The following is a 21,685-nucleotide window of genomic DNA, read 5'->3' as shown; positions in this document are numbered from 1 at the left end:
GGCGTGACGGCCACGAGGCCCGGCAAGGAAAGCAGCAATGACGGACTGGACGGAAACCGAGCTCTCGGCGCTGCGCCGGGCCTATGCCAGCGGCACGACCCGGGTCAGCTATGACGGAAAATCCGTCGACTACGGCTCGGCCGAGGATCTACTCGCCCGCATCCGCACCATCGAGCGGGCCATCGCGGGTGTCGGTCGACTGCTGCCGGTCGCCGGGCTGGCGGGCTTTTCGCGCGGGGACCGCTGATGCCCGCGAACTGGATGGACCACGCCATCGCATCGGTGGCCCCGCGCATGGCCGCTCGCCGCGTGATGGCCCGTCAGGCGTTCGAGACGCTGACGCGGGGCTACGACGGCGCTGCGCGCGGGCGACGGACGGAAGGCTGGCGCGCGCCGGCATCCTCCGCCGACAGCGAGATCGGCATGGCCGGGGCGCTGCTGCGCGACCGGATGCGTGATCTGGTGCGCAACAACCCCCATGCGGCGAAGGCCGTCGCGGTGCTGGTGAACAACATCATCGGCGCCGGCATCATGCCGCGCGCCGCGAGTGGCGATGAGGCGCTGGATCGCCGCGTCGATGCCCTGTTTGAACGCTGGACAGCGGAGTGCGATGCCGACGGCCAGCTCGACTTTTATGGTCTGCAGACGCTGATCTGCCGCGAGATGGTCGAAGCGGGCGAGGTGCTGGTGCGCCGGAGATTGCGGCGGGCAAGCGACGGTCTGCCGGTGCCGCTGCAGTTGCAGGTGCAGGTGCTGGAGGCCGATTTCCTCGACGCCACCAGGACCAGCACCACCGGGGCCACGCGCATTGTGCAGGGGATCGAGTTCGATGCCTTGGGCAAGCGCCGCGCCTATTGGCTGCATGCCGAACACCCTGGCGACGCGCATGGGGCGCTGCGTGGCGGCTTCGACAGCCGCCCGGTCTCCGCGTCCGACATCGCCCATGTCTATGAAAAACAGCGCACGCAGGCGCGCGGCGTCCCTTGGGGCGCGCCGGTGATCCGCAGCCTGCGCGATCTCGACGATTACGAGGTGGCGGAACTGGTCCGCAAGAAGACCGAAGCCTGTGTCACCGCCATCGTCTTCGGCGATGACGAGGCGCAACAGGGCATCGCCCCCGCCGTGGTCGATGCCGATGGCAACCGCGTCGAGCAGTTCGAGCCGGGGCTGATCGCCTATGCCCGCGGCGGCAAGGACATCCGCTTCAACCAGCCGGCCGCCACCGGGGGCTACGCTGAATACAAGCGGGCAAACCTGCACACCATCTCGGCCGGATTCCGGGTGCCCTATGAGTTGCTGACCGGGGACCTCAGCCAGGTCAACTATTCCTCGATCCGGGCGGGACTGGTCGAATTCCGCCGCCAGATCGACGCCGTGCAGTGGCAGCTGTTCATCCCGATGTTGTGTCAGCCCGTGTGGCGCTGGTTCACGGAAAGTGCATGGGCAGCGGGCCAGATCCCGACACCGGAGGTGCCGGTGGAATGGTCGCCGCCGAAGTTCGACGCCGTCGATCCCTACAAGGACGCCATGGCCGATTTGCTGGCGATCCGCTCCGGCACCATGACCTTGGCGCAGGCCATCGCCCGGCAGGGCCACAACCCGGACGCGGTGCTGGCCGAGATCGCCGCGACCAATGCCAGGCTCGACGAGCTGGGGCTGGTGCTCGACAGCGATCCGCGTCGAGTGACGAAAACCGGCAGCGCGCAGACCAGCGATCCGGCCGGTGAACCGGATGCCGACGACACCACCGCCGACGACCCGGCCGCCGACGCGGATGAAACTGATCCGGCGCAGCCCGACCAACAGGACTGACCTTCATGGACACGATGATCGAACTGCCGGCCATGCGTCGGTCAGCGGAGCTTGCGCCGAACACAGCCGACGCCGACAGCCGGACCGTCGAGGTCATTTGGTCAGCCGGGGCCCGCATCCGCCGCGCCACCTTTTTTGGTGAGCCCTATGAAGAGGAACTGAGCCTCGACCCGGCCCATGTACGGCTCGACCGTCTGAACGCGGGCGCACCCTTTCTGAAGGTGCATGAGCTCGACACGCTCGACGCGGTGATCGGCTCGGTCGTGCCCGGCTCGGCCCGGATCGAGAACGGTCGCGGCTTCGCGCAGGTCCGCATCAGCGAGCGCGCCGATGTCGAGTCGATCTGGCGCGACATCCAGGCCGGGCACATCCGCGCGGTCTCCATCGGCTACCAGGTCCATCGCTTCGACATCTCGAAGCCAGACGGCGGGCGGGAGCTCTGGCGGGCGGTGGACTGGACGCCGTTCGAGGTCTCCGCCGTCGCGGTCGGAGCAGACCCCGCCGCCGGTTTCCGCGCCCAGCATCCCCTTCACGACTGCGTCCTTCACCGCCGGGACGCCCCTTCAAGCACGAAAGGACCGATCCCGATGACGGACAAGACCCAGACCCCGGCGCGCAACGCCGCAACCCCCGCCACCACCCAGCCGACCGAGCCGGTTGAAACCGAGGACGCCATTATGACCGAGCCGAAAGCGGCTGCGCCCGACCCGAAGGTCGCGGCCAGCGAACCGACGGTCCACGCAAGTGAGACGCGCAGCCAGCCGACGACGCAAGCAACTCCCGCGCCCGACACCGAGGCTGTCGCCACCCTCGCCCGCGAGGCGGAGCGCGATCGCGTCTCCACCATCTACGATCTGGCCGGGCGGCTGAATCTCGAGCGCGGCTTCGCCGAGGATCTGGTCAAGCGCGGCGTCGGCGTCGACGAGACCCGCCGCCTGATCCTCGACCAGGTCGCCGCGAAATCGGACGAGACCCGGACATTCCCCCATGTCTCCGTCCCGCTCGGCGGCCGGGATGAGCGTGTCACCCGCCGCGACGCCGTGGCGAATGCGCTGCTGCACCGCTACAGCCCGACGCTGTTCCAGCTGGAGGATGCCGCGCGCCAGTATCGCGGCATGACGCTGCTGGAACTGGCCCGCGAAAGCCTCGGCAATGCCGGGGTGAACACACGCGGCCTGTCGCGCGACGAGGTGGCGACGCGGGCCCTGCATTCGAGCTCGGACTTCCCCGAGATCCTCTCGGCGGTCACCAACAGGACCCTGCGGCAGGCCTACGAGGCCTATCCCCGCACGTTCATGCTGTTTTGCCGTCAGGTGCTTGCCACCGACTTCAAGGCGATGCACCGGGTGCAGCTCGGCGAGGCCCCGCAGCTGCTCGAGGTCGGCGAGAGCGGCGAGTTCAAGCGTGGGACGCTCGGCGAGAGCAAGGAGAGCTACAAGGTCAAGACCTATGGCCGCGTGGTCGCGATCACCCGCCAGACGCTGATCAACGACGATCTCGACGCGTTCACCCGGATCCCGGCGATGTATGGCAACTCCATCGCCCAGCTGGAGTCAGACGTCGTCTGGGGCATCATCACCGCCAATCCGGCCATGGCCGACGGCAATGCGCTGTTCCACACCACACATAAAAACCTCGCGGGCACCGGCGCGGCGCTTGCGGTGGATGCGGTGGGCGCGGCGCGGGCGGCGATGGCCAAGCAGACCGGCCTCGACAAGAAGTCGGTGCTGAACGTTCGGCCCGCCTTTCTCATCGTACCAGCCTCGCTGGAACTAAAGGCCGAGCAACTGGTGGCCCAGAACCTCGTGCCCGCAGCGACCGCCAGCGTCGTGCCGCAGTCGATCCGGACGCTGGCGCCGATCAGCGAGCCGCGCCTCGACGCCGCCAGCGAGACCGCCTGGTATCTGGTCGCGAGCCCGAACCAAATCGACACCATCGAGTACGCCTATCTCGAGGGCCAGCAGGGGGCCTATATCGAGACTCGCAACGGCTTCGACGTCGACGGTGTGGAGATCAAGTGTCGCCTCGACTTCGGCGCCAAGGCCATCGACTGGCGCGGCCTATACAAGAACCCCGGTGCGTAAGGCGCAAAGGGGTTTCTTCTCAATTGCGGGCTCATAACCTAGACTTCCGAGGGGAATCATTCAGAGGCATCGTAATGAGTCGCGTTATTCTTGTGTCCTGCGTAGCAGGGAAGAGGTCGAGAGCAACACTGGCGGCAAACCTCTACACTTCGGCGTGGTTCGTGAAGGCCCGTGTACTTGTAGAAGCCAGTGGTGACCCATGGTTCATTTTGTCGGCGGAGCACGGACTGCTCGCCCCCGACCGCGTGATCGAGCCATACGAGCGCACCCTGAACACCATGTCAGTTGCTGACCGGCGCGCATGGGCGCAGCAAGTGCAGGAGCAGATGGAGGAGACCATCCCCGAGGTTGGCGAAGTCGTTGTGATGGCTGGCAACCGCTATCGCGAGAACCTTATGCCATATCTACGCGAGCGTTTTACGAAGGTGACCGTGCCGATGGATGGACTGACAATTGGCCGACAGCTGAGCTGGCTGCACCATGCCGCTGCTCTCTGACCTCAACGCGTTCTATGCCTTGCTCGATGAACTCGAAGCCAAAATCGGCGGACGGCTACGATTAGGTGATTGTCACGGGCGGATGCCCTGGCCCCAGCGGGGGGTTTATTTCTTCTTCGAGCCCGATGAACCCCGGGAAACTTCTTCGTCGCAACAACGTGTGGTGCGGGTTGGCACGCATGGGCTCATATCCAGATCACGCACGACGCTCTGGAAGAGGCTCGGCCAACACCGTGGCACCAGCAATCCCATTGGTGGAAATCATCGTGGCTCAATCTTCAGGTTGTTGGTCGGGGAGGCTCTTTTAAACGCAGCCGGATTGCCAAGCGTCGAGAGCTGGGGGCGAGGTTCATCGGCCACGCGAGATCTGCGCGATCACGAGCGAGAGCATGAGGTGAGGGTGAGTGAATACCTCGGTAAAATGAACCTGCTGTTCCTGGACGTTCCGGACAAACCAGGTCCTGATAGCGCGCGCGCTATCATCGAACGGAACAGCATTGCCCTTCTGAGTAGCGTTAGAGACTCGACGCAAGATCGGCCCAGCGCCGGATGGCTTGGAAACCATAGCGGACGAGAAAGGGTTCGCCGATCTGGCCTATGGAACAACAACCACGTCGAAGAGACGTACGATCCGGGATTCTTGGATCTTTTCGAAGACTTGGTCAGGCGTATGCCGGCACACTAAGCCCAAACATAAAAAATGCAGATCTTGGGCGGCCAAACGGCCGCCCTTTCTCTTTTGAGGAAAGATTTTTTGTCATGAAAAACCACGTCCAGCCCGGCAACACCATCACCCTGACCGCCCCCTACGCCGTCGCTTCGGGCGATGGGCTGCTCGTCGGCTCCATCTTCGGCATCGCCACCGGAGGCGCCACCCTTGGCGAGCCCGTCGAGGCAGCACTCGTCGGCGTGTTCGACATCACCAAGATCGGCTCGCAGGCCTGGACGGCCGGCGCGAAAATCTATTGGGACGACACCAACAAGCGCACCACCAACGTGGCCACCTCGAACACGCTGATCGGCGTCGCCATTGAGGCAGTCGCGGGTGGGGCCGGTGATACCCACGGCCGGGTGCGGCTCAACGGCAGCTTCTGATGGCTGCCTTCGCGGCCGCCGTCGGCGCGCTCTTCGCCGATCCGAACATCGGCCGGGACGCGGTCTACATCGCCGATGGCGGCGCGCCCATGCTGGTTCGTGCCGTCGCCCGGCGCGCTGACGTCATATCGGACTTCGGCGATGCCCGGCTCTGGTCCGAGACCACCCGGATCGATCTGCGTGTGGCCGAGGTGGCGAACCCGCGTCCCGGCGATCGCTTGGAAATCGACGGCGATGCCTTCCTCATCCAGGGCGAGCCCGTCCGCGACCGCGAACGACTGGTCTGGACCGTCGATCTGCGCCCGGCGTGACCGCGATGAAGCTGAAGCTCGACATCGATCCTGACATCGTCGCGATGATGCAGGCCGAGATCGCTGCGGGCGAACGCGCCGTCACCGCTGCCATGCGCGAGGCCGGGACCGGGCTGAAGACCGCGTGGCGGCTGCAGATCACCGGTGCGGGGCTCGGCACACGGCTCGCCAATTCGATCCGAAGCCAGAACTTCCCGAGGTCGGGCGAAAGCCTGGACGCGGCAGCGCTGGTCTGGTCGAAGGCGCCGGTCATCGTGGGCGCGCATGATGCCGGCCCGCTGATCCGCTCGAAAGACGGGTTCTGGCTGGCGATTCCGCTGCCCGCCGCAGGCAAATCCCTGCGAGGCAGAAGGATCACGCCCGGTGAGTGGGAGCGCCGCCGCGGGTTGCGCCTGCGCTTCGTCTATCGCCGCACGGGGCCGAGCCTCCTGGTGGCGGAGGGACGGCTGAACAGGAAAGGTCAGGCGGTGGTGTCGCGCTCGAAGACCGGGCGTGGCAAGGTCACCGCACCGATCTTCCTGCTGGTGCCGCAGGTCAAGCTGCCCAAGCGGCTGGATCTCGAATGGGACGCCGAGCGTGCGCTCGACAGGGTGCCGGGAGTGGTTGTGGCGAATTGGGTGGAGGGGCAATTTTAAGTCGATGAATCTGCGGGTTCCGGGAAGCCATGATACCACTCCTGGTGATTCCCTTCATGGTTCGGCATTCCGGGTTTGGTCAGGCAGCCCCTTGGTTCAGCGTAACTATTGATCCGTCGTTCGGGGTTTTCATGCCATGAGATATTGAATGCAGCCATGCGCGGGAAAAAGTACAGGCTCGAGTATGGCAAATGGTCATGTATCCACCATGCAAGCGCGCGCCAATCCTCGCCCTTATCGTAGCGGTCGGCGAACCAAGGGATGACAATGCAAGCCGTTGCACCACTGAAGCCATCGGCGTCTCTTCGATCCCAGATATGACCAGCGAAATTAGCTTCGTTCGATGCACAACTATAGCCTTTCTTTTTTGCGCGCTGTTGTTGGTTGCAGAAACCGTTCACCTCACTAGACCGGAACGCTGATCGGATCACGACCTTTCCAAAAGTAGCATGAAGCGGTTCGAGAAGCTCTTCGCAGAGGCGCTTGCCGACGGCCACGGCAAGGGTAGGATCCTCGGGGAGGTTCGGGATACCGTGGAGGTTTGCAACCTCGCTATAGAGGAACTCGCGCATGAAGAACGACTTTGAGAGACGGATACGGCCGAACTCATCGAGGGCAGAAACGCTTTCAGGCTTCTTGGTCAAAAATATGCTCCGATCTTTCGTTTTTGCATTTCATTCGGATGTTCAACATTCAACCGGATTAAGTGCAAGTTGCACGGTTCGCCCACCTGCGCCTGACTCCTGATGCCTACCTCACGCGAAACCATCCTCGCCGCGCTGCACGCGCGGCTCTCGGCGCTGCCCGCCACCGCGCTCCGCGGCGAGGGGCTGCCCGAGCGCGTGCCAGCCGAGGGCCTGCTGATCCTGCGCGACGGCGAGCCCGGAGAACCGGAGGTTACGCTGTCGCCCTTGCGGTACCACTACCAGCACCGCGCCGAGATCGAGGCAGTTGTGCAGGGCACCGATCGTGACGCCGCCTTCGACACGTTGACCGCCAGAATCGCCGCGGCGCTTGCCGCCGACCGGACGCTGGGCGGCCTCTGCGACTGGGTCGAGGCCGGAGCCCCGCGCGCGGTCGATCTGCCGATCGAGGGCGCGGCGAGCCTGAAGGCCGCAGTGGTCCCGGTGGTGCTGCACTATTCCACGGCCGACCAATTGGCCTGACCACGACAAGCCGAGGAGAACACCATGGCACGAGCCCAGGGGGCGCGGGCGCTGATGGCACTTGCGTTCGAGACGACCTATGGAACGCCGCCCGCGAGCGGCTTCACCCGCATGCCCTTCGCCACCACCTCGCTCGGTGCCGAGCAGCCGCTCTTGAACTCCGAGCTTCTCGGCTACGGCCGCGATCCGCTGGCGCCGATCAAGGACACGGTCACGGCCGATGGCGATGTCGTCGTGCCGCTCGATGCTTCAGGCTTAGGCTTCTGGCTGAAGGCGGCCTTCGGCGCGCCAACGACCACAGGCGTCGAGGCCCCGTACAGCCACGAGTTCCACTCAGGGTCCTGGACGCTGCCCTCGATGTCGATCGAGACCGGTATGCCGGAGGTGCCGCGCTATGCGATGTACCCGGGCTGCGTGCTCGACCAGCTGACCTGGCAGATGCAGCGCTCGGGCCTGCTGACGGCAACCGCGCGGCTGGTCGCGCAGGGCGAGACGGTCGGAACCACGACGAGCGCGGGTACACCGGCCACGCTAGAGTTGAAGCGGTTTGGTCATTTCAACGGGGCGATCACCCGGAACGGGACGGCGCTCGGCAATGTCGTCTCGGCAGATATCACCTATGCCAACAACCTCGACCGGATCGAAACCATCCGCTCGGACGGCCGCATCGACGGGGCCGACCCGTCTATCGCGGCGCTGACCGGCCGGATCGAGGTGCGCTTCGCCGACCAGACGCTCGTGACGCAGGCGATCAACGGCGAGGCCTGCGAGATGGACTTCGCCTACCTCCTGCCGTCCGGCGAGAGCTTCACCTTCACCGTGCACGCCGTCTACCTGCCGCGACCCCGGATCGAGATCTCCGGTCCGCAGGGCGTGCAGGCCACCTTCGACTGGCAGGCCGCCCGCGACAGCGTGGTCGGCCGGATGTGCACCGCAACCCTGATCAACGACATTGAGGAATACTGATGCTCACGCTCGACCTGACCAACGCGCCACGCTGGCATGACCTCGCCCCCGGCGTTCGGGTGCAGCTTCGCCCGCTGACCACCGCGCTGATGGTGGCGACACGCAGCGCCCCGGCCGTCGAGGCCGTGCCCGAGGAGGCCTCCGACGAGGAGCGCGCGGTGGTCTTCGCCAAGGCGCTGGCGCGTCGGGCGGTGCTCGCCTGGGAGGGCATCGGCGATGCCGACGGCAATTCCATCGACCCCAGCCCCGAGGCCATCGACGCGTTGCTCGATGTCTGGCCGATCTTCGAAGCCTTCCAGCTGAGCTACGTTTCGAAGGGTCTGCTGCTCGAACAGGAAAAAAACGCCTCTGCGCTCTCGCCGAATGGTCCTTCGGCGGGGGCGAGCGGTACTGCCAAGCCTGCCCATCCTACAAGGGCCGCGAGCAAGCCTGCCCGGACTGCCCAGCGCGGCTGAACCGGCCTCTGACGCATGAAGGCTGGCAGGTCTGGGACCTGGTCGGCCGTCTCGGCGGCCAGCTGCGCGTGTTGCCCGGCGCGGTGATCGGCTGGGACATGTCGGCGGCGCTGGCACTCGGTGATGCGCTCGGTGTGCTGCCGCTCGCCATGGCCGAACTGCTGCCAGAGATCGAGGCGGTGATGGTCCGGAAGCTGAACGAGGAACTGGCGGCGAAAGGCGTTTCGGATGTCAGGCCTTGATCTTCTCAATATAGGTGACGGCGGGAAGTTCTTCGAAATGTGCGTCGCAGGTCAGGAGTGTCGCGCCTTGTGCGCGAGCTGTTGCGAATATGATCGCGTCGGCGGTCGCAAGCTTGTGCTCGCGGCAGGCCTCCGCCGCCGCCACCGCGATCTCGGTGTCCAGAGGCACAACAGTGCAGACCTGCGTGAAGGCGATGACCTGATCCGCCTTGTCCTCGCCGACCTCGCGGGTCAGCCATTTCGCCAGCTCCAGCTGGACCATGGTCGGGACGAGCCACTCAGCCTGTTCTGGCAACTGCCTGGACAGCTTCTCGCCTGTTGGCGAGTCGATGAGCCATTCGATCCACGCCGACGTGTCGACGAGGATCATCAGAACCGGTCCGAGCGGTCGCGATAGTCTTTGGGCGATGCCCCTCGTGCCAGGCCTTTCAGCGCCTCCCGCTTCGGCACTGGCACCAGCAGGACGCCCGTGCCCTTCGGGATGAAGGCGAAGGTCAGCCCGGCCTCCCATTGCTGCGCGGCCCGGATCGCCTTGGGAATCGAGATCTGGAACTTCGAGGACAGAGTTGCGGTCTCGGCCATGGTCATACGCTCGTTTGATCGATAGCGGAAACGTAAGACGCGGATGCGGCGAAAGCAAGGAGCCTGCCAATGGCCGAAAAGCGCGTTAGTGTCCGGCTAGCCGCGGTCGGCGGACGGCAGGTGCGCGCCGAACTGGAAGGAGTTGGTGAAGCCGGAACACGGGGCTTCGGACGGCTCTCCCGCGAGATGGAGGCAGCGAATAAGCGGCTTGCTGGTTTTGCACGTGGGATCACGGTCGCGATGAGCGCGGCTGCCGCGGCCGCTATTCCGGCCATGGGGGCAATCGCCAGGGCAACGATCCAGGCTGCCGCCGAAACCCGTGAGCTCGCGCAGGTGGCAAATGCCACACCGGAGGCGTTCCAACGCTGGGCTGGGGCTGCCCGTTCTGTCGGCATCGAGGAGGAAAAGCTTGCTGACGTTTTGAAGGACGTCAATGACCGTGTGGGCGACTTTCTGCAAACCGGCGGCGGTCCGATGGCGGACTTTTTCGAGAATGTTGCGCCGAAGGTCGGTGTCACCGCCGATCAGTTCGCCCGGCTTTCCGGCCCGGAAGCCCTGAAGCTCTTCGTGGATAGTCTAGAGAGAGCCGGTCTCTCCCAGCAGGAGATGACCTTTTATCTCGAAGCCATGGCCAGCGACGTCACCCGATTGCTGCCGCTTCTTCGTAATGGCGGGGCGGAGATGCAGCGGCTCGGAGCCCGTGCCAGCGATCTCGGCGCAGTGATGGATGCCAGTACCATCGAGACGATGCGCCGGGCACAGATCGCTCTGATCGGTGTCGGCCAGGTGTTCGAGGGCATGCGCAACCAGATCGGTGCGGCATTGGCGCCTGCGATGATCAGGCTGTCCAATGCCTTCATTCGACTTTCCTCCTCAGGCGGGATGCTGCACAGCGCGTTTCATGGGCTGATCGACAATCTCGATCGGCTCGCCACCTATGCTGCAACCTTTGTCGCTTATCTCACCGGGCGTTGGGTGGCAGGCTTCGCAGCGGCAGCGTTCTCCGTCCGCGGTCTTGCCACGGCACTCGTTCTCCTGCGCGGCGCTCTCATCCGCACCGGCATCGGTGCGCTGATCATTGGTGTCGGCGAGCTGATCTACCAATTCGGTCAGTTGGTTCGCGGTGCCGGTGGGTTGGGCAATGCATTCCAACTGATGGGCGGCGTGGCGAAGGCCGTCTGGAACGGCATCAAGGCCTCGGCCGGATCCTTCGCCGACGACTTCCGGGCGCTGCGCGCAGAGGTGGAATCGATCTGGCTGCGACTAATGTCATTCCTCTCCCGCAAGTGGGCAGACTTCCTCGGGCAGATCGGGCCGACCTTCAACGCGGTGGCGCAGACGATCGGCGCGGATGCGCGGGTCGACTGGTTCGGGGCACAATCCTATGCCTCGAGGCTCGGTCATGCGGCCAGCAATGCCGGCGCCTCGGCCGAGGTATTCCGCCGGCAGGCGATTGCCACGCGCGCCTCCGCCTTCGACGGTGTCGGTCCGGCGATGCAGGCGCTGCGCGATGCGATGCGTGGCGGCAATGATATCGGTGCAGATGCGCTCACTGAGGCGACGCGGGCTACCGAGCGGTTCGAAACGGCCCTTGGAGATGCTGGCAGCGCCGCAACGGGTGCGGGGACTGCCACGAAGGCAGCCGCCGAGGCTGCAAAGCCGACGTCCGAGGCTGCTGCTACCGGCTGGCAGGCGGTCACAGCGGCGCTTTCCAATTATGCTGGCAGGGCACGTGCTGTCGGCGACGATATCGGCAAGAGCCTGGTCGGTGCTTTCCAAGGTGCCGAAAATGCCGTCGCCGACTTCGTCAAGTCCGGCAAGCTGAAGGTCCGTGATCTCGTCACCTCGCTGATTGCCGATCTTGCCAAGCTCGCCGCACGGCGTTTCATCCTCGCTCCGCTCTCCAATGCGGTCAGTGGTATTTTCGGCGGTATGGCTGATCCTTGGGCGAGCCTGCGTGCCGTCACAATGCATTCAGGTGGCATTGCCGGCCGCGATGGCACAGCGCGCATGGTGCCGACATTGGCCTTTGCCGGGGCGCCGCGGATGCATTCTGGCGGCTCGGTCGGGCTCCGCCATGACGAGGTGCCGGCGATCCTGCAACGCGGTGAGCGTGTGCTTTCTCGGCGTGAGACGAGAGACTATGGCACGGCGAGTAGCACGCCGGCTGTCAACATCACCATCATGACCCGTGACGCGGAAAGCTTCCGCCAGTCTCGCACGCAGGTCGCGGCTGACATCGCCCGTGCCGTGTCGCTCGGCCGGCGTGGGCTCTGAGCTCACCTTCGATCACAGTCACGAATTCACAAGAGATACGCTATGGCCTTCCACGAGGTTCGGTTTCCGGACGACGTCAGCCGCGGCGCGCGCGGCGGGCCGGAACGGCGCACCCAGATTGTCGAGCTGGCGAGCGGCAATGAAGAACGCAATGCCAGCTGGGCGAACAGCCGTCGTCGCTATGATGTCGCCTATGGCATCCGCCGCGTCGACGATCTTGCCGCGGTGGTCGCCTTCTTTGAGGCGCGCAACGGCAGATTGTTTGGCTTCCGGTTCAAGGACTGGGCCGACTACAAATCCTGTCCACCGTCGCAGATACCGGAGCCAACCGATCAAGGGATTGGCAATGGCGATGGCACGACGACCGCCTTTCAATTGGTGAAGCGCTACACCTCGGGTGGCCAGTCGTGGAGCCGGACGATCGCAAAGCCTGTGACTGAGACGGTCCGCATTGCCCTGTCGGGAGTTGAACAGCCCTCCGGTTGGTCCGCCGACACCACGACCGGCGTCGTCACCTTCACCGCCGCGCCGGGTGCTGGCGTCGCCATAACTGCATGCTTCGAGTTTGACGTTCCCGTCCGCTTCGACACTGACAAGCTCGACGTGACGCTCGATCTCGAGCGGCTCGGCTCGATCACCTCCATCCCGCTCGTGGAGATCCGACGATGAACGATGACCAAGGTTTCGTTGCGGCCGTGCTGCGCGAGCTTGCCGCATCGACGGCGGTGATCCTCGCGGCCTGGGGTGCGCTCGGCGGTGCCACGAACGCGCTGACGACGAGGATGCGTCTGCGCGATGCGCTGCGTCACATCCTTCTCGGCGGGTTGATCGCCGCCGGCATGGGAAGCCTTTCGATGGCGCTCGTCACCTTTTGGTTGGGCTTGCCGCCCGAAACAATCCCCGCCGGGAGCGCTGCAGGCTCGGCCGCCTATCTCGTCGGCGTCTTTGGCCCTGCCTTCATCGAAGTCGCGCTCGCGCGGCTCAAAGGAGGAAGAGGAGGCGCCGAGGGAGATGGGGGCAATGCGTGAGCTTCTGCATCTTGCCCGCCAACTTCGTCGCGACAGCCCCGATCCGCTTGAGACCTTCGCTCATCGACTGCGTGTCGGCGTCGTCGCGGCGCTCATCATCCTGCTCGCTCTTTCCTTGAGGTGATCCATGCATGGAAACTTTGAAAACTGCCTGGCGGTGACGCTGGGCTACGAAGGCGGCTGGGCGGACCATCCCTCCGACCCGGGCGGTGCCACCATGAAAGGCATCACGCTCGCCACCTATCGCCGCTACCGGCCGAACGCGACGCGAACGCAGCTGCGCAACATTCCGCAGGAGGATGTGGCACGGATCTATCGCACTGGGTACTGGGATACGGTTGGCGGCGACCGGCTCGCTGCCGGCGTCGATCTTGCCACCTTTGATGCCGGTGTGAATTCCGGGCCCTCTCGCGCTCGCAAATGGTTGATGAGCGCGATCGGCGGGCCGGATCATGAGACGGTGCAAAAGCTCTGCGCCAAGCGCCTCGGCTTCATGCGCTCGCTCGCCATCTGGAAGACTTTCGGCAGGGGGTGGTCACGCCGGGTCGCAAACATCGAGGCCAAGGGCGTTGCCTGGGCGCTGGCGAAGTCGACCGGGCGGCAGACGGCGCGCGAGGAACTGGTGAAGCAAGCCAAAGCCGCCAAATCCAAGGCAAGCAATCAGGCCGCGGGTGCCGGTGCATCCGGCGCCACGACGACGGCGGGTGGCGGTGATGTGCTGATCAATCCGCAGCACGCCGACCAGATCGCTGGCTGGGTCCTCAGCGTGATCGTCGCCGCCGGCGCGTTCCTTGTCTTCATTCTCATCGTTCGAGCGATCGTCCATAAGCAGCGCGCGTCAGCCTATGCCGCCGAGGCGGAAAGGATCATGCTGTGAGCCCCGTCCTTGCATCCATGTTGATTGAGGTCGCCGCGAAAGTCGGCGCGCCGATCGTGAGGCAGCTTCTCGAAACCCGTGTTGGCGGCATGGCCGGTGAGATGGGCGGCATGATCATCGACACCATTGCCAAGAAGGCCGGTGTTGCCCCCGATGATCTTCCATCGCTGCCCGCTGAAGATCTGGAGATTGCCGTCGCCGCGGCCGAGGCGGAGACACCCCAGCTTGTGGCTGCATGGGTCGAGCAGCAGCGTGAAGCCAACAGGCTGATGCTGGCCGAATTGGGCAGGAGTGAGAGCTGGTGGACATGGGCTTGGCGGCCGGCCTGGATGTGGTTCCTCGGCTTCCTCTTTCTCTTCCGGCTGGTCCTGGTGCCGACCTTAGATGCCGCGATCGGCTCAGACATTGCGGCAGACATCGACCTTTCCACGATGATGACGCTGACCGCCTGGTTCATGGGCCTCTATATGGGCGGGCACACGGTCAAACAGGCGCTCAACCAATTTGCGGGGCGAGGATGATCGTCGGTGATAGTTTATGAAATTGCTCTCTCCACACTTGCAGGCCCATCTCGACGAGGGCACGACGACGCTCGCCTGGTGCTGGCGGATCATGCGTGCCGATGGCATAACTTTCGGCTTCACCGACCACGACCGGACGCTCGGCTTTGATGGCACGGACTTCGAGCCCGAGAGCGGGCTGACAGCCTCTGAAGTGCGTTCGGGATCGGACCTGTCGGTCGATGCGCAGGACGCCGAGGGCGTGCTGACTTCCGACCGGATCACCGAAACCGACATCCTTGATGGCCGTTGGGACAACGCTGAGATAGAGGTCTGGCGGGTGAACTGGGCGGACGTCTCGCAACGCGTGCTGATGCGGCGCGGCGCGATCGGACAGATCCGGCGCGGGCGGCTGGCTTTCGTCGCAGAGGTACGCTCGCTTGCGCATGTCCTCGGCCAAACAGTCGGCCGAACCTTCCAGGCAAGCTGTGACGCTGCACTCGGCGATGGGCGCTGCGGCGTCGATCTCGAGGCCCCGGCCTTCAAGGGCACGGGCGCCGTCATCGATCTCCTGCGAGACCGTGCCTTCACCGCCTCGGGGCTCGACGGATATGCCTCCGGCTGGTTCACCTTCGGCACGCTTAAGTGGACGAGCGGCGCGAACGCAGGGCGGCGCACCGAAGTGCTGGGCCACGGTGTCACGGATGGCATCGCGGTGCTGACGCTGCTCGAGGCGCCGGTGCGCGCAGTCGGCGAGGGTGACGGTTTCACAATTCGCGCCGGCTGCGACAAGCGCATCGAGACCTGCGGAATGAAATTTGCCAACACCGCCAACTTCCGCGGCTTCCCGCATATCCCCGGCCAGGACGCAGTTCTCCGCTACGCGACGAAGGACGGCGGGCACGAGGGGGCGATTTTGTGACGATTGTTGATTGCGAGCGCTTTGTATGGGTTTGGTCAGTTGCTTCCGCTCAGCTGTTTACTTGTCCAAGTGTCGGCTTTTAACCTGCATCCGGCTGTGCCTGGAGGATCGATGTGAAGCTTGACCAATTTGAGAATAAGCTTGCCGACATGATCGGGAGGCCGACTGACCTTCGACCATTTGTGTGCGAAGGCTCGCCTCTCGACTGCAAGATATTTCTGGTTGGCTTCAACCCGGCAACAGAACTGGCAAACGATTTTTGGCACTTCTGGCGACCCGGATATGGCTTCGACAAGCAGGAATGGTTGCGATCCTACGCCGCCACCCGCTCAGTGCCAAAGCCGGGAAAAACACGGCGGCTTGCGATCAGTCCGACGCGCCTTCGCATCGAATCCTTTGTCGAGGGAGCCAGCCCTGTTCGCATACTGGAGACGAACATTTTCTCGGCCGACAGTGCAGACATGCAGACCCTCCATCCCTCCCGGCGAGAAATCGCGCCGTTCCACTTTCTGCTCGAGACCATCATGCCGGAGGTGGTCGTTGCACACGGAAAGACTGCGACTGCTGCCGTTGAGGTCCTCAAGGGCCCGTGGAAATTTGTAAGTGCAGGACATTTCTCTCGCTACGAAACAAAACGATCCGCCGGCAAGCTCGGCCGTGAAGCGGCAGCTTTCGTCCAGGGAGGCGGATAGGGAGTTCCACAATCGAACATCATTACAAGATTTTGGCGCACCCCGAACTGCTGTGAGAACCGCCAATTCTGACTGCATCATCGCGGTTGCGCGCTCATGGCTGGGCACGCCCTACCACGATCAGGCGAGCCTCAAAGGTGTCGGCTGCGACTGCCTCGGTCTCGCCCGGGGGATCTGGCGGGAAGTGGTGGGTCCGGAGCCGTTTCCGATGCCGCCCTATAGCCGCGACTGGGGCGAGACGGGCCCATGCGAGGTACTGGCCGAAGGCGCGCGCCGGCTAATGATCGAGATAGAGCCCGCGGCGGCCAGCCCCGGCGCCTTGGTCCTTTTTCGGATGAAGCCACGCGCCATCGCCAAACATGTCGGGCTCATCACCAGCACCGTCACCTTTATCCACGCCTATGGTCGGCTCGGCGTGATCGAGCAGCCCTTGAGCGAAGCGTGGCGGCGGCGCATCGCCTTTGCCTTCCTGTTTCCGCAACGCTGAGCCCCAACCATGACCACTCTCATTCTCGGCGCAGCCGGCGCCGCCATTGGCGGCGGGATTGGCGGCGCGATCCTTGGCGTCGGCGCCGCGACCATTGGCGGCGTCATCGGTTCCACTATCGGATCGGCAGTTGACAGCTGGCTCATCTCGTCGCTCACGCCGACGCAGCGCATCGAGGGCGCGCGACTCGACACGCTCCGCATCACCTCTGCCACAGAAGGCGCGGTGATCCCGCGGCTCTACGGTCGGATGCGGTTGGGCGGAAACATCATATGGGCGACGGACTTCCGCGAAGAGACCGAGACGACCACGCAAGGCGGTGGAAAGGACAGTGGCGGCATCGAAACCACCGAGTATCTCTACTATGCCAGCTTCGCCGTGGCACTTTGCGAGGGTCCGATCACCGGCATCGGCCGCATCTGGGCAGACGGCAAACTACTCGATCCAACCGGCATCACCTGGCGCTGGTATCGGGGCGATGATACACAGTCGCCCGATCCATTTATCGCGGCGAAGATGGGTACTGCGAAGACACCCGCGTATCGTGGCACGGCCTATGTCGTCTTCGAGGATCTTGGCCTTGGCAAATTCGGCAACCGCCTGCCGCAGCTCTCGTTCGAAGTGTTCCGTCCTCTGAGCGATCCAGACACGCTGGAAGGGCTGATCGAAGCGGTCACCATCATCCCTGCATCGGGCGAGTTCATCTACGCCACCGAACCCATCCGCAAGGAGGAGGGCGGTGGGCAATATTTCGAGAACGTCAATGCGCGCGCCGACATTCCCGACATGGTGGTGGCGCTCGACCGGCTGCAGGCGATGGCACCGAACGTCAAGAGCGTCAGCCTTGTTGTCTCCTGGTTCGGCAACGACCTCCGCGCCGGCGAATGCGTTCTGCGTCCCGGTGTCGAAGTCGCAGACAAGACGACACTTCCGAAGCCGTGGATCGTCAATGGCGTCGGGCGCGAAGACGCGCATGTCGTCAGCGTGGATGGCGAGGATCGACCCGTCTATGGCGGTACGCCGTCAGATTTCGCGGTCGTGCAGGCGATAAGAGAGATGAAGGCGCGCGGCTTTCGCGTCACCTTCTATCCGTTCATCCTGATGGATGTGTCGCCCGGCAATACGCTGGCGGACCCATATTCCGATAATGCCGGGGAGGTGGGACAGTCCGTCTATCCCTGGCGCGGCCGGATCACCTGTTCGCCGGCCGCAGGCTATGCCGGAACGGTCGACAAGTTGATCTCCGCTGCTCAGCAGGTCTCGGCCTTCTTTGGCAGTGTCAGCCCGTCCGACTTCTCGGTTTCCGGCGAGAGCGTAGCCTTTACCGGCGGGCCTGGCGATTGGGGTCTGCGACGCATGGTGTTGCACTACGCCCATCTATGCGCGGCCGCAGGCGGCGTTGACGCCTTCCTTATCGGCACCGAGATGGGTGGACTTACAACGGTCCGCTCGGATGCCAGCAGCTATCCGGCGGTCGAAGCCTTCCGCGATCTTGCCGCCGACGTGCGCAGCATCCTCGGCCGGGCGACAAAGATCAGCTACGCTGCCGACTGGGCGGAATATTTCGGGCACCAGCCGGGCGATGGTTCCGGCGACGTATTCTTTCATCTCGATCCGCTCTGGGCGGACGGCAACATCGATTTTGTCGGGATCGACAACTACATGCCGCTGTCGGACTGGCGCGACGGGTTCGAGCATCGCGACGCTGCCGAGGGCTGGCCCGCGATCTACGATCGGGCCTATTTGCAGGCAAACATCGCGGGCGGCGAAGGCTTCGACTGGTTCTATGCCAGCGCCGCAGACCGTGCCGCGCAGGTCCGCTCCCCGATCACGGACGGAGCCGCCGGCAAGCCATGGGTTTTCCGCTACAAGGATCTTCACGCCTGGTGGTCGAACCTCCACTACGAGCGCCTGGGTGAGGTGGAGAGCGGCACGCCGACGGCATGGGCGCCGCAATCAAAACCGATCCGATTTACCGAGATCGGCTGTCCGGCCGTCGATCGCGGCAGCAACCAGCCGAATGTCTTTCCCGACCCGAAATCATCGGAAAACGCACTGCCGTATTTTTCCCGCGGTTGGCGCGATGACGCCATCCAGCGCGCCTATCTCGAGGCGACATATCTCTGGTGGGGCAACCCGGCGAACAACCCGGTATCCGCGGTCTATGGCGACCGGATGGTGCATATGCCTGAATGCGCCGCTTGGACCTGGGATGCGCGGCCCTATCCGTTCTTTCCAGCGCTGACCAACGTGTGGTCCGACGGTGCGAACTGGCGGCTCGGGCACTGGCTGACCGGACGGCTCGGTGCAGTATCGCTCGCGGCGCTGGTCCGGCATCTCTGCCTGCGCTCCGGCATGCCCGGGGCGAGGATTGACGTCTCCGGGCTTTGGGGTGCGGTCGAGGGTTACGCAATCACGGCACTCGAAAGCCCGCGCGCCTCGATCACCACATTGTCGCGTCACTTTAGCTTCGACGCTGTGGAGACCGAAGGCGTCATCCGCTTTGTCATGCGCGGCAGGGCATCCGTCGCCACCCTCGAGCCCGACGATCTGGTCGCCGCCCGCGAGGGCGACGTGCTGGAACTCACACGCGGACAGGAGACTGAACTGCCGCAGGCTCTGAAGTGGCAGATTGCCCGAGCCGACGAGGATTACGACGCTGCCCTCGTCGAGGCCCGGCGTATCACTGTCGATACGACGCGCATCGCCTCCGAGACCTTCCCGATGGCGGTGCCGCCAGAGGAGGCCGAGCACCGCTGCCGCCGCGCGCTGATGGAGGCGTGGGTCGGGCGCGAGACGGCAGCGTTTCGATTGCCGCCCTCGCGCTTGGCACTCGATCCGGCCGATGTGGTGATGCTCAATCATGACGGGCGGTTGGTCGATCTGCGGCTCGTCTCCATTGCCGATGCAGGGGCACGCGGCATCGAGGCAATTCGCCAGGATCGAGAGGCCTATGACTTGCCGTCCGGCGCGCCGCGTTCCTCAGCTGTCTCGCAGGCCGTCGTCTTCGGCGCGCCCGAGGCGGTGCTGATGGAGCTGCCGCAGCTGACCGAGGGCCAGCCCGCGCACCGGCCCCTCATTGCAGCGCACGCCGTCCCCTGGCCTGGTGAGATCGCGGTGTTTCGCAGCCCCTCGACTGATGGTTTCGAGCTGCTGACCACGTTCGGCAGCCGCGCTCGCATCGGCAAGCTCGTCTCGGATTTCTACGCAGGCCCCACATCGCGATTCGATCTCGGCAATGCGCTGGTGGTCGATCTGCTTACCGGCACTCTGGAAAGCGTCACCGACCTCAAGCTGTTCGGCGGGGCCAATGCGCTCGCCATCGAGACCTCGCACGGTTCCTGGGAGATCGTGCAGGCGAGTGCAGCCGAGCTGCTTGCGCCCGGCCGGTATCGCTTGACCCGTCTCCTCCGTGGCCAGCGCGGCACCGAGGACGCGGTGAGCAATCCCGCGCCCGCAGGCGCGCGGGTGGTGGTTCTGGACACCGCGCTGGGGTCGCTGCCCATCGCCGAAGCCGATCTTGGGCTCCCGTGGAACTGGCGCATCGGACCATCGAGCCGTCCGGTTAGCGACGAGACCTATGTGGCGCAGACCTTTTCCCCCTCGGGCGCGGGACTGCGGCCGTTCTCCGTCGCCCATGTCGAGCAGCCGTGGCGCACGCCACGTACGCCCGGCGATCTGACGATCCGCTGGACCCGCCGGTCCCGCGCGCTCGCGGCGGACAGTTGGGGCGGGCTGGAGGTACCGCTTGGGGAAGAGCTCGAAGCCTATGAGGTCGAGATCCTCGACGGCGCCATTGTGAAGCGGGTGCTGAGCACCGCCACCACCAGCGCCGTCTACACCGACGCAGACCAGACCGTCGACTGGGGTGCGCCGCTCGCCGCCGGCGACACACTCGACATCCGCATCTTCCAGCTCTCCGCTCTCGTCGGGCGGGGCGGGCCGAAAACAGTCACGCTCACGTTCTGAAGGTCATTCCATGTCCGACGCCACGACCCATCTGTTGCTGCCCTATATCCTGGCGGCGCAGGCACAGAAGCACGTCACCCACAATGAAGCGCTGCGGCTCCTCGACGGGCTCGTCCAGCTCTCCGTCCTCGACCGCGACCTGACGGCACCGCCCGGGAGTCACATCGACGGTGACCGCTATATTGTCGCCTCGGGCGCGACTGGCGACTGGGCGGGCTGGGACCTGAACGTCGCGCTCTGGACCGAGGGCGCATGGCTGCGCCTGCCGCCACGGACTGGTTGGCGGGCATGGGTCGAGGATGAGGGCCTGCTGCTGGTCTATGATGGCGCCGGCTGGATCGGAACGACGCCCACGGCGCTGCAGAACATGGCGCTACTGGGTGTCGGCACGACAGCGGATGCCTCGAACCCGTTCTCGGCCAAGCTGAACGCCGCACTCTGGACGGCGAAGACCGTCGCCGAGGGCGGGACCGGCGATCTCTTCTACACCATGAACAAGGAGGCTGCGGGTGACGATCTCGGTCTGACCCTCCAGACTGGCTTCGTGACCAAGGCGCTGGTGGGGCTGTTCGGCTCGGACCGCTTCCGCCTCGCAGTCTCGGCCGACGGCAGCACCTTCTTCGACGGGCTGAGCATCGACAACGCGAACGGCATCGTCGATCAGCCCCGGCTGCCGCGCTTCAAGGCGTACACGAACTACGACAACTATGTCGGCGTCGGCACCTGGACCAAGATCGGCCTGAACAACACCGACTACAACGATCAGGGGGTGTTCGACGCCGCGAACAACCACTTCGTGGCGCCGGTGGACGGCACCTACCTCTTCGGCGGGACGCTCCTCTACAAGGTGAACGCCAGCACGACCGCGCGCATGCGGGGACGGCTGGTGCTGAACGGCACCACCGAAATCCGTGGCTCCCTCGGCGAAATCTCCGCCACCCACGTCTCGCTCGCCACCGCGATCTGGCTGCAGACCATGGTCCCGCTCACCGCGGGCGATACCGTAGAGCTGCAGGGATATTTCCGAGTCGCGGACGGCTACTTCGCGGCCGACCACACGTCCTTCTGGGGCTGCAAGATTGGTTGAG

26 protein-coding genes are annotated in these 21,685 nt (G+C 64.8%); 23 read left to right on the top strand and 3 right to left on the bottom strand.

Translation table 11 applies throughout. From position 1 onward, the window contains the following. Positions 1–37: 37 nt before the first annotated feature. The 8 genes from CN673_RS09095 to CN673_RS09060 all read left to right on the top strand — a co-directional run bounded on the left by CN673_RS09095 (position 38) and on the right by CN673_RS09060 (position 6,434). Positions 38–247 carry a phage head-tail joining protein gene (locus CN673_RS09095; protein WP_099865933.1) on the top strand — a complete coding sequence of 70 codons (210 nt, stop codon included), beginning with the start codon at positions 38–40 and terminating at the stop codon, positions 245–247. Then, positions 247–1,812: a phage portal protein gene (locus CN673_RS09090; protein WP_099865932.1), complete on the top strand. Its 1,566-nt coding sequence runs from the start codon at positions 247–249 to the stop codon at positions 1,810–1,812. The genes CN673_RS09095 and CN673_RS09090 overlap by 1 nt, the downstream gene beginning before the upstream one ends. Before the next feature lie 5 nt (positions 1,813–1,817). After that, positions 1,818–3,896, top strand: a complete 2,079-nt coding sequence (locus tag CN673_RS09085) for a prohead protease/major capsid protein fusion protein (RefSeq protein ID WP_099865931.1) — start codon at positions 1,818–1,820, stop codon at positions 3,894–3,896. Between the two features lie 74 nt (positions 3,897–3,970). Further along, positions 3,971–4,393, top strand: coding sequence for a DUF6884 domain-containing protein (locus tag CN673_RS09080; RefSeq protein WP_099865930.1), 423 nt, complete (start codon positions 3,971–3,973; stop codon positions 4,391–4,393). Next, positions 4,377–5,078, top strand: a complete 702-nt coding sequence (locus CN673_RS09075) for a GIY-YIG domain-containing protein (RefSeq protein ID WP_099865929.1) — start codon at positions 4,377–4,379, stop codon at positions 5,076–5,078. Before CN673_RS09080 ends, CN673_RS09075 begins: the two co-directional genes overlap by 17 nt. Positions 5,079–5,152: 74 nt before the next feature. Continuing rightward, positions 5,153–5,488, top strand: a complete 336-nt coding sequence (locus CN673_RS09070; protein WP_099865928.1) for a DUF2190 family protein — start codon at positions 5,153–5,155, stop codon at positions 5,486–5,488. Continuing rightward, positions 5,488–5,799, top strand: coding sequence for a head-tail joining protein (locus tag CN673_RS09065; protein ID WP_099865927.1), 312 nt, complete (start codon positions 5,488–5,490; stop codon positions 5,797–5,799). Before CN673_RS09070 ends, CN673_RS09065 begins: the two co-directional genes overlap by 1 nt. Positions 5,800–5,804: 5 nt before the next feature. Then, on the top strand, positions 5,805–6,434 hold the full coding sequence (locus CN673_RS09060) for a DUF6441 family protein (RefSeq protein ID WP_099865926.1): 630 nt from the start codon (positions 5,805–5,807) through the stop codon (positions 6,432–6,434). On the opposite strand, the gene CN673_RS09055 is transcribed toward CN673_RS09060, so the two are convergent. Continuing rightward, entirely contained in the window at positions 6,431–7,078 is a 648-nt protein-coding gene (locus CN673_RS09055) for a hypothetical protein (RefSeq protein ID WP_099865925.1), read from the bottom strand. The genes CN673_RS09060 and CN673_RS09055 overlap by 4 nt on opposite strands. A 102-nt stretch (positions 7,079–7,180) precedes the next feature. Here CN673_RS09055 and CN673_RS09050 point away from each other — a divergent pair, with 102 nt between their 5' ends. The 4 genes from CN673_RS09050 to CN673_RS09035 all read left to right on the top strand — a co-directional run bounded on the left by CN673_RS09050 (position 7,181) and on the right by CN673_RS09035 (position 9,263). After that, positions 7,181–7,600, top strand: a complete 420-nt coding sequence (locus CN673_RS09050) for an acyl-CoA transferase (RefSeq protein ID WP_099865924.1) — start codon at positions 7,181–7,183, stop codon at positions 7,598–7,600. 24 nt (positions 7,601–7,624) lie between these two features. Then, a complete protein-coding gene (locus CN673_RS09045; protein ID WP_099865923.1) occupies positions 7,625–8,566 on the top strand; it encodes a phage tail tube protein in 942 nt (313 codons plus the stop codon). Continuing rightward, positions 8,566–9,021, top strand: coding sequence for a phage-derived protein YdaY family protein (locus CN673_RS09040; protein ID WP_099865922.1), 456 nt, complete (start codon positions 8,566–8,568; stop codon positions 9,019–9,021). The genes CN673_RS09045 and CN673_RS09040 overlap by 1 nt, the downstream gene beginning before the upstream one ends. 68 nt (positions 9,022–9,089) lie before the next feature. Beyond that, a complete protein-coding gene (locus CN673_RS09035) occupies positions 9,090–9,263 on the top strand; it encodes a DUF7697 family protein (protein ID WP_210200116.1) in 174 nt (57 codons plus the stop codon). Here CN673_RS09035 and CN673_RS09030 read toward each other — a convergent pair. Beyond that, on the bottom strand, positions 9,253–9,633 hold the full coding sequence (locus tag CN673_RS09030; RefSeq protein ID WP_099865920.1) for a type II toxin-antitoxin system VapC family toxin: 381 nt from the start codon (positions 9,631–9,633) through the stop codon (positions 9,253–9,255). The genes CN673_RS09035 and CN673_RS09030 overlap by 11 nt on opposite strands. Then, positions 9,633–9,851, bottom strand: a complete 219-nt coding sequence (locus CN673_RS09025; protein ID WP_280951170.1) for an AbrB/MazE/SpoVT family DNA-binding domain-containing protein — start codon at positions 9,849–9,851, stop codon at positions 9,633–9,635. Before CN673_RS09025 ends, CN673_RS09030 begins: the two co-directional genes overlap by 1 nt. 63 nt (positions 9,852–9,914) lie before the next feature. On the opposite strand from CN673_RS09025, the gene CN673_RS09020 reads away from it, so the two are divergent. The 11 genes from CN673_RS09020 to CN673_RS08975 all read left to right on the top strand — a co-directional run bounded on the left by CN673_RS09020 (position 9,915) and on the right by CN673_RS08975 (position 21,684). Further along, entirely contained in the window at positions 9,915–12,122 is a 2,208-nt protein-coding gene (locus tag CN673_RS09020) for a phage tail tape measure C-terminal domain-containing protein (RefSeq protein WP_099865919.1), read from the top strand. A gap of 42 nt (positions 12,123–12,164) precedes the next feature. Further along, on the top strand, positions 12,165–12,791 hold the full coding sequence (locus tag CN673_RS09015) for a DUF2460 domain-containing protein (protein ID WP_099865918.1): 627 nt from the start codon (positions 12,165–12,167) through the stop codon (positions 12,789–12,791). Beyond that, on the top strand, positions 12,788–13,150 hold the full coding sequence (locus tag CN673_RS09010) for a hypothetical protein (protein ID WP_099865917.1): 363 nt from the start codon (positions 12,788–12,790) through the stop codon (positions 13,148–13,150). The genes CN673_RS09015 and CN673_RS09010 overlap by 4 nt, the downstream gene beginning before the upstream one ends. Then, complete coding sequence (locus CN673_RS21445; protein ID WP_280951169.1) at positions 13,143–13,274, top strand: hypothetical protein; 132 nt, start codon at positions 13,143–13,145, stop codon at positions 13,272–13,274. Before CN673_RS09010 ends, CN673_RS21445 begins: the two co-directional genes overlap by 8 nt. A 3-nt stretch (positions 13,275–13,277) precedes the next feature. Then, positions 13,278–14,027, top strand: a complete 750-nt coding sequence (locus CN673_RS09005) for a glycoside hydrolase family 108 protein (protein WP_099865916.1) — start codon at positions 13,278–13,280, stop codon at positions 14,025–14,027. Continuing rightward, positions 14,024–14,548, top strand: a complete 525-nt coding sequence (locus CN673_RS09000) for a 3TM-type holin (protein ID WP_157928842.1) — start codon at positions 14,024–14,026, stop codon at positions 14,546–14,548. The genes CN673_RS09005 and CN673_RS09000 overlap by 4 nt, the downstream gene beginning before the upstream one ends. A gap of 16 nt (positions 14,549–14,564) precedes the next feature. After that, complete coding sequence (locus CN673_RS08995) at positions 14,565–15,449, top strand: phage/gene transfer agent baseplate hub protein (RefSeq protein WP_099865914.1); 885 nt, start codon at positions 14,565–14,567, stop codon at positions 15,447–15,449. Between the two features lie 113 nt (positions 15,450–15,562). After that, the gene (locus CN673_RS08990) at positions 15,563–16,141 is read left to right on the top strand and encodes a hypothetical protein (protein ID WP_099865913.1); all 579 of its coding nucleotides are present in this window, start codon (positions 15,563–15,565) and stop codon (positions 16,139–16,141) included. Between the two features lie 52 nt (positions 16,142–16,193). After that, positions 16,194–16,628 carry a C40 family peptidase gene (locus CN673_RS08985; protein ID WP_099865912.1) on the top strand — a complete coding sequence of 145 codons (435 nt, stop codon included), beginning with the start codon at positions 16,194–16,196 and terminating at the stop codon, positions 16,626–16,628. A 9-nt stretch (positions 16,629–16,637) separates the two neighbouring features. Next, on the top strand, positions 16,638–20,597 hold the full coding sequence (locus CN673_RS08980) for a baseplate multidomain protein megatron (RefSeq protein ID WP_099865911.1): 3,960 nt from the start codon (positions 16,638–16,640) through the stop codon (positions 20,595–20,597). A 10-nt stretch (positions 20,598–20,607) separates the two neighbouring features. Continuing rightward, on the top strand, positions 20,608–21,684 hold the full coding sequence (locus tag CN673_RS08975) for a DUF2793 domain-containing protein (protein WP_099865910.1): 1,077 nt from the start codon (positions 20,608–20,610) through the stop codon (positions 21,682–21,684). Position 21,685: the final 1 nt, after the last annotated feature.

It is taken from the genome of Neopararhizobium haloflavum, from assembly GCF_002750855.1.
GTDB lineage: Bacteria > Pseudomonadota > Alphaproteobacteria > Rhizobiales > Rhizobiaceae > Georhizobium > Georhizobium haloflavum.
The sequence above is the reverse complement of the archived record's forward strand: the minus strand, read 5'-3'. Positions and strand labels throughout refer to the sequence as shown.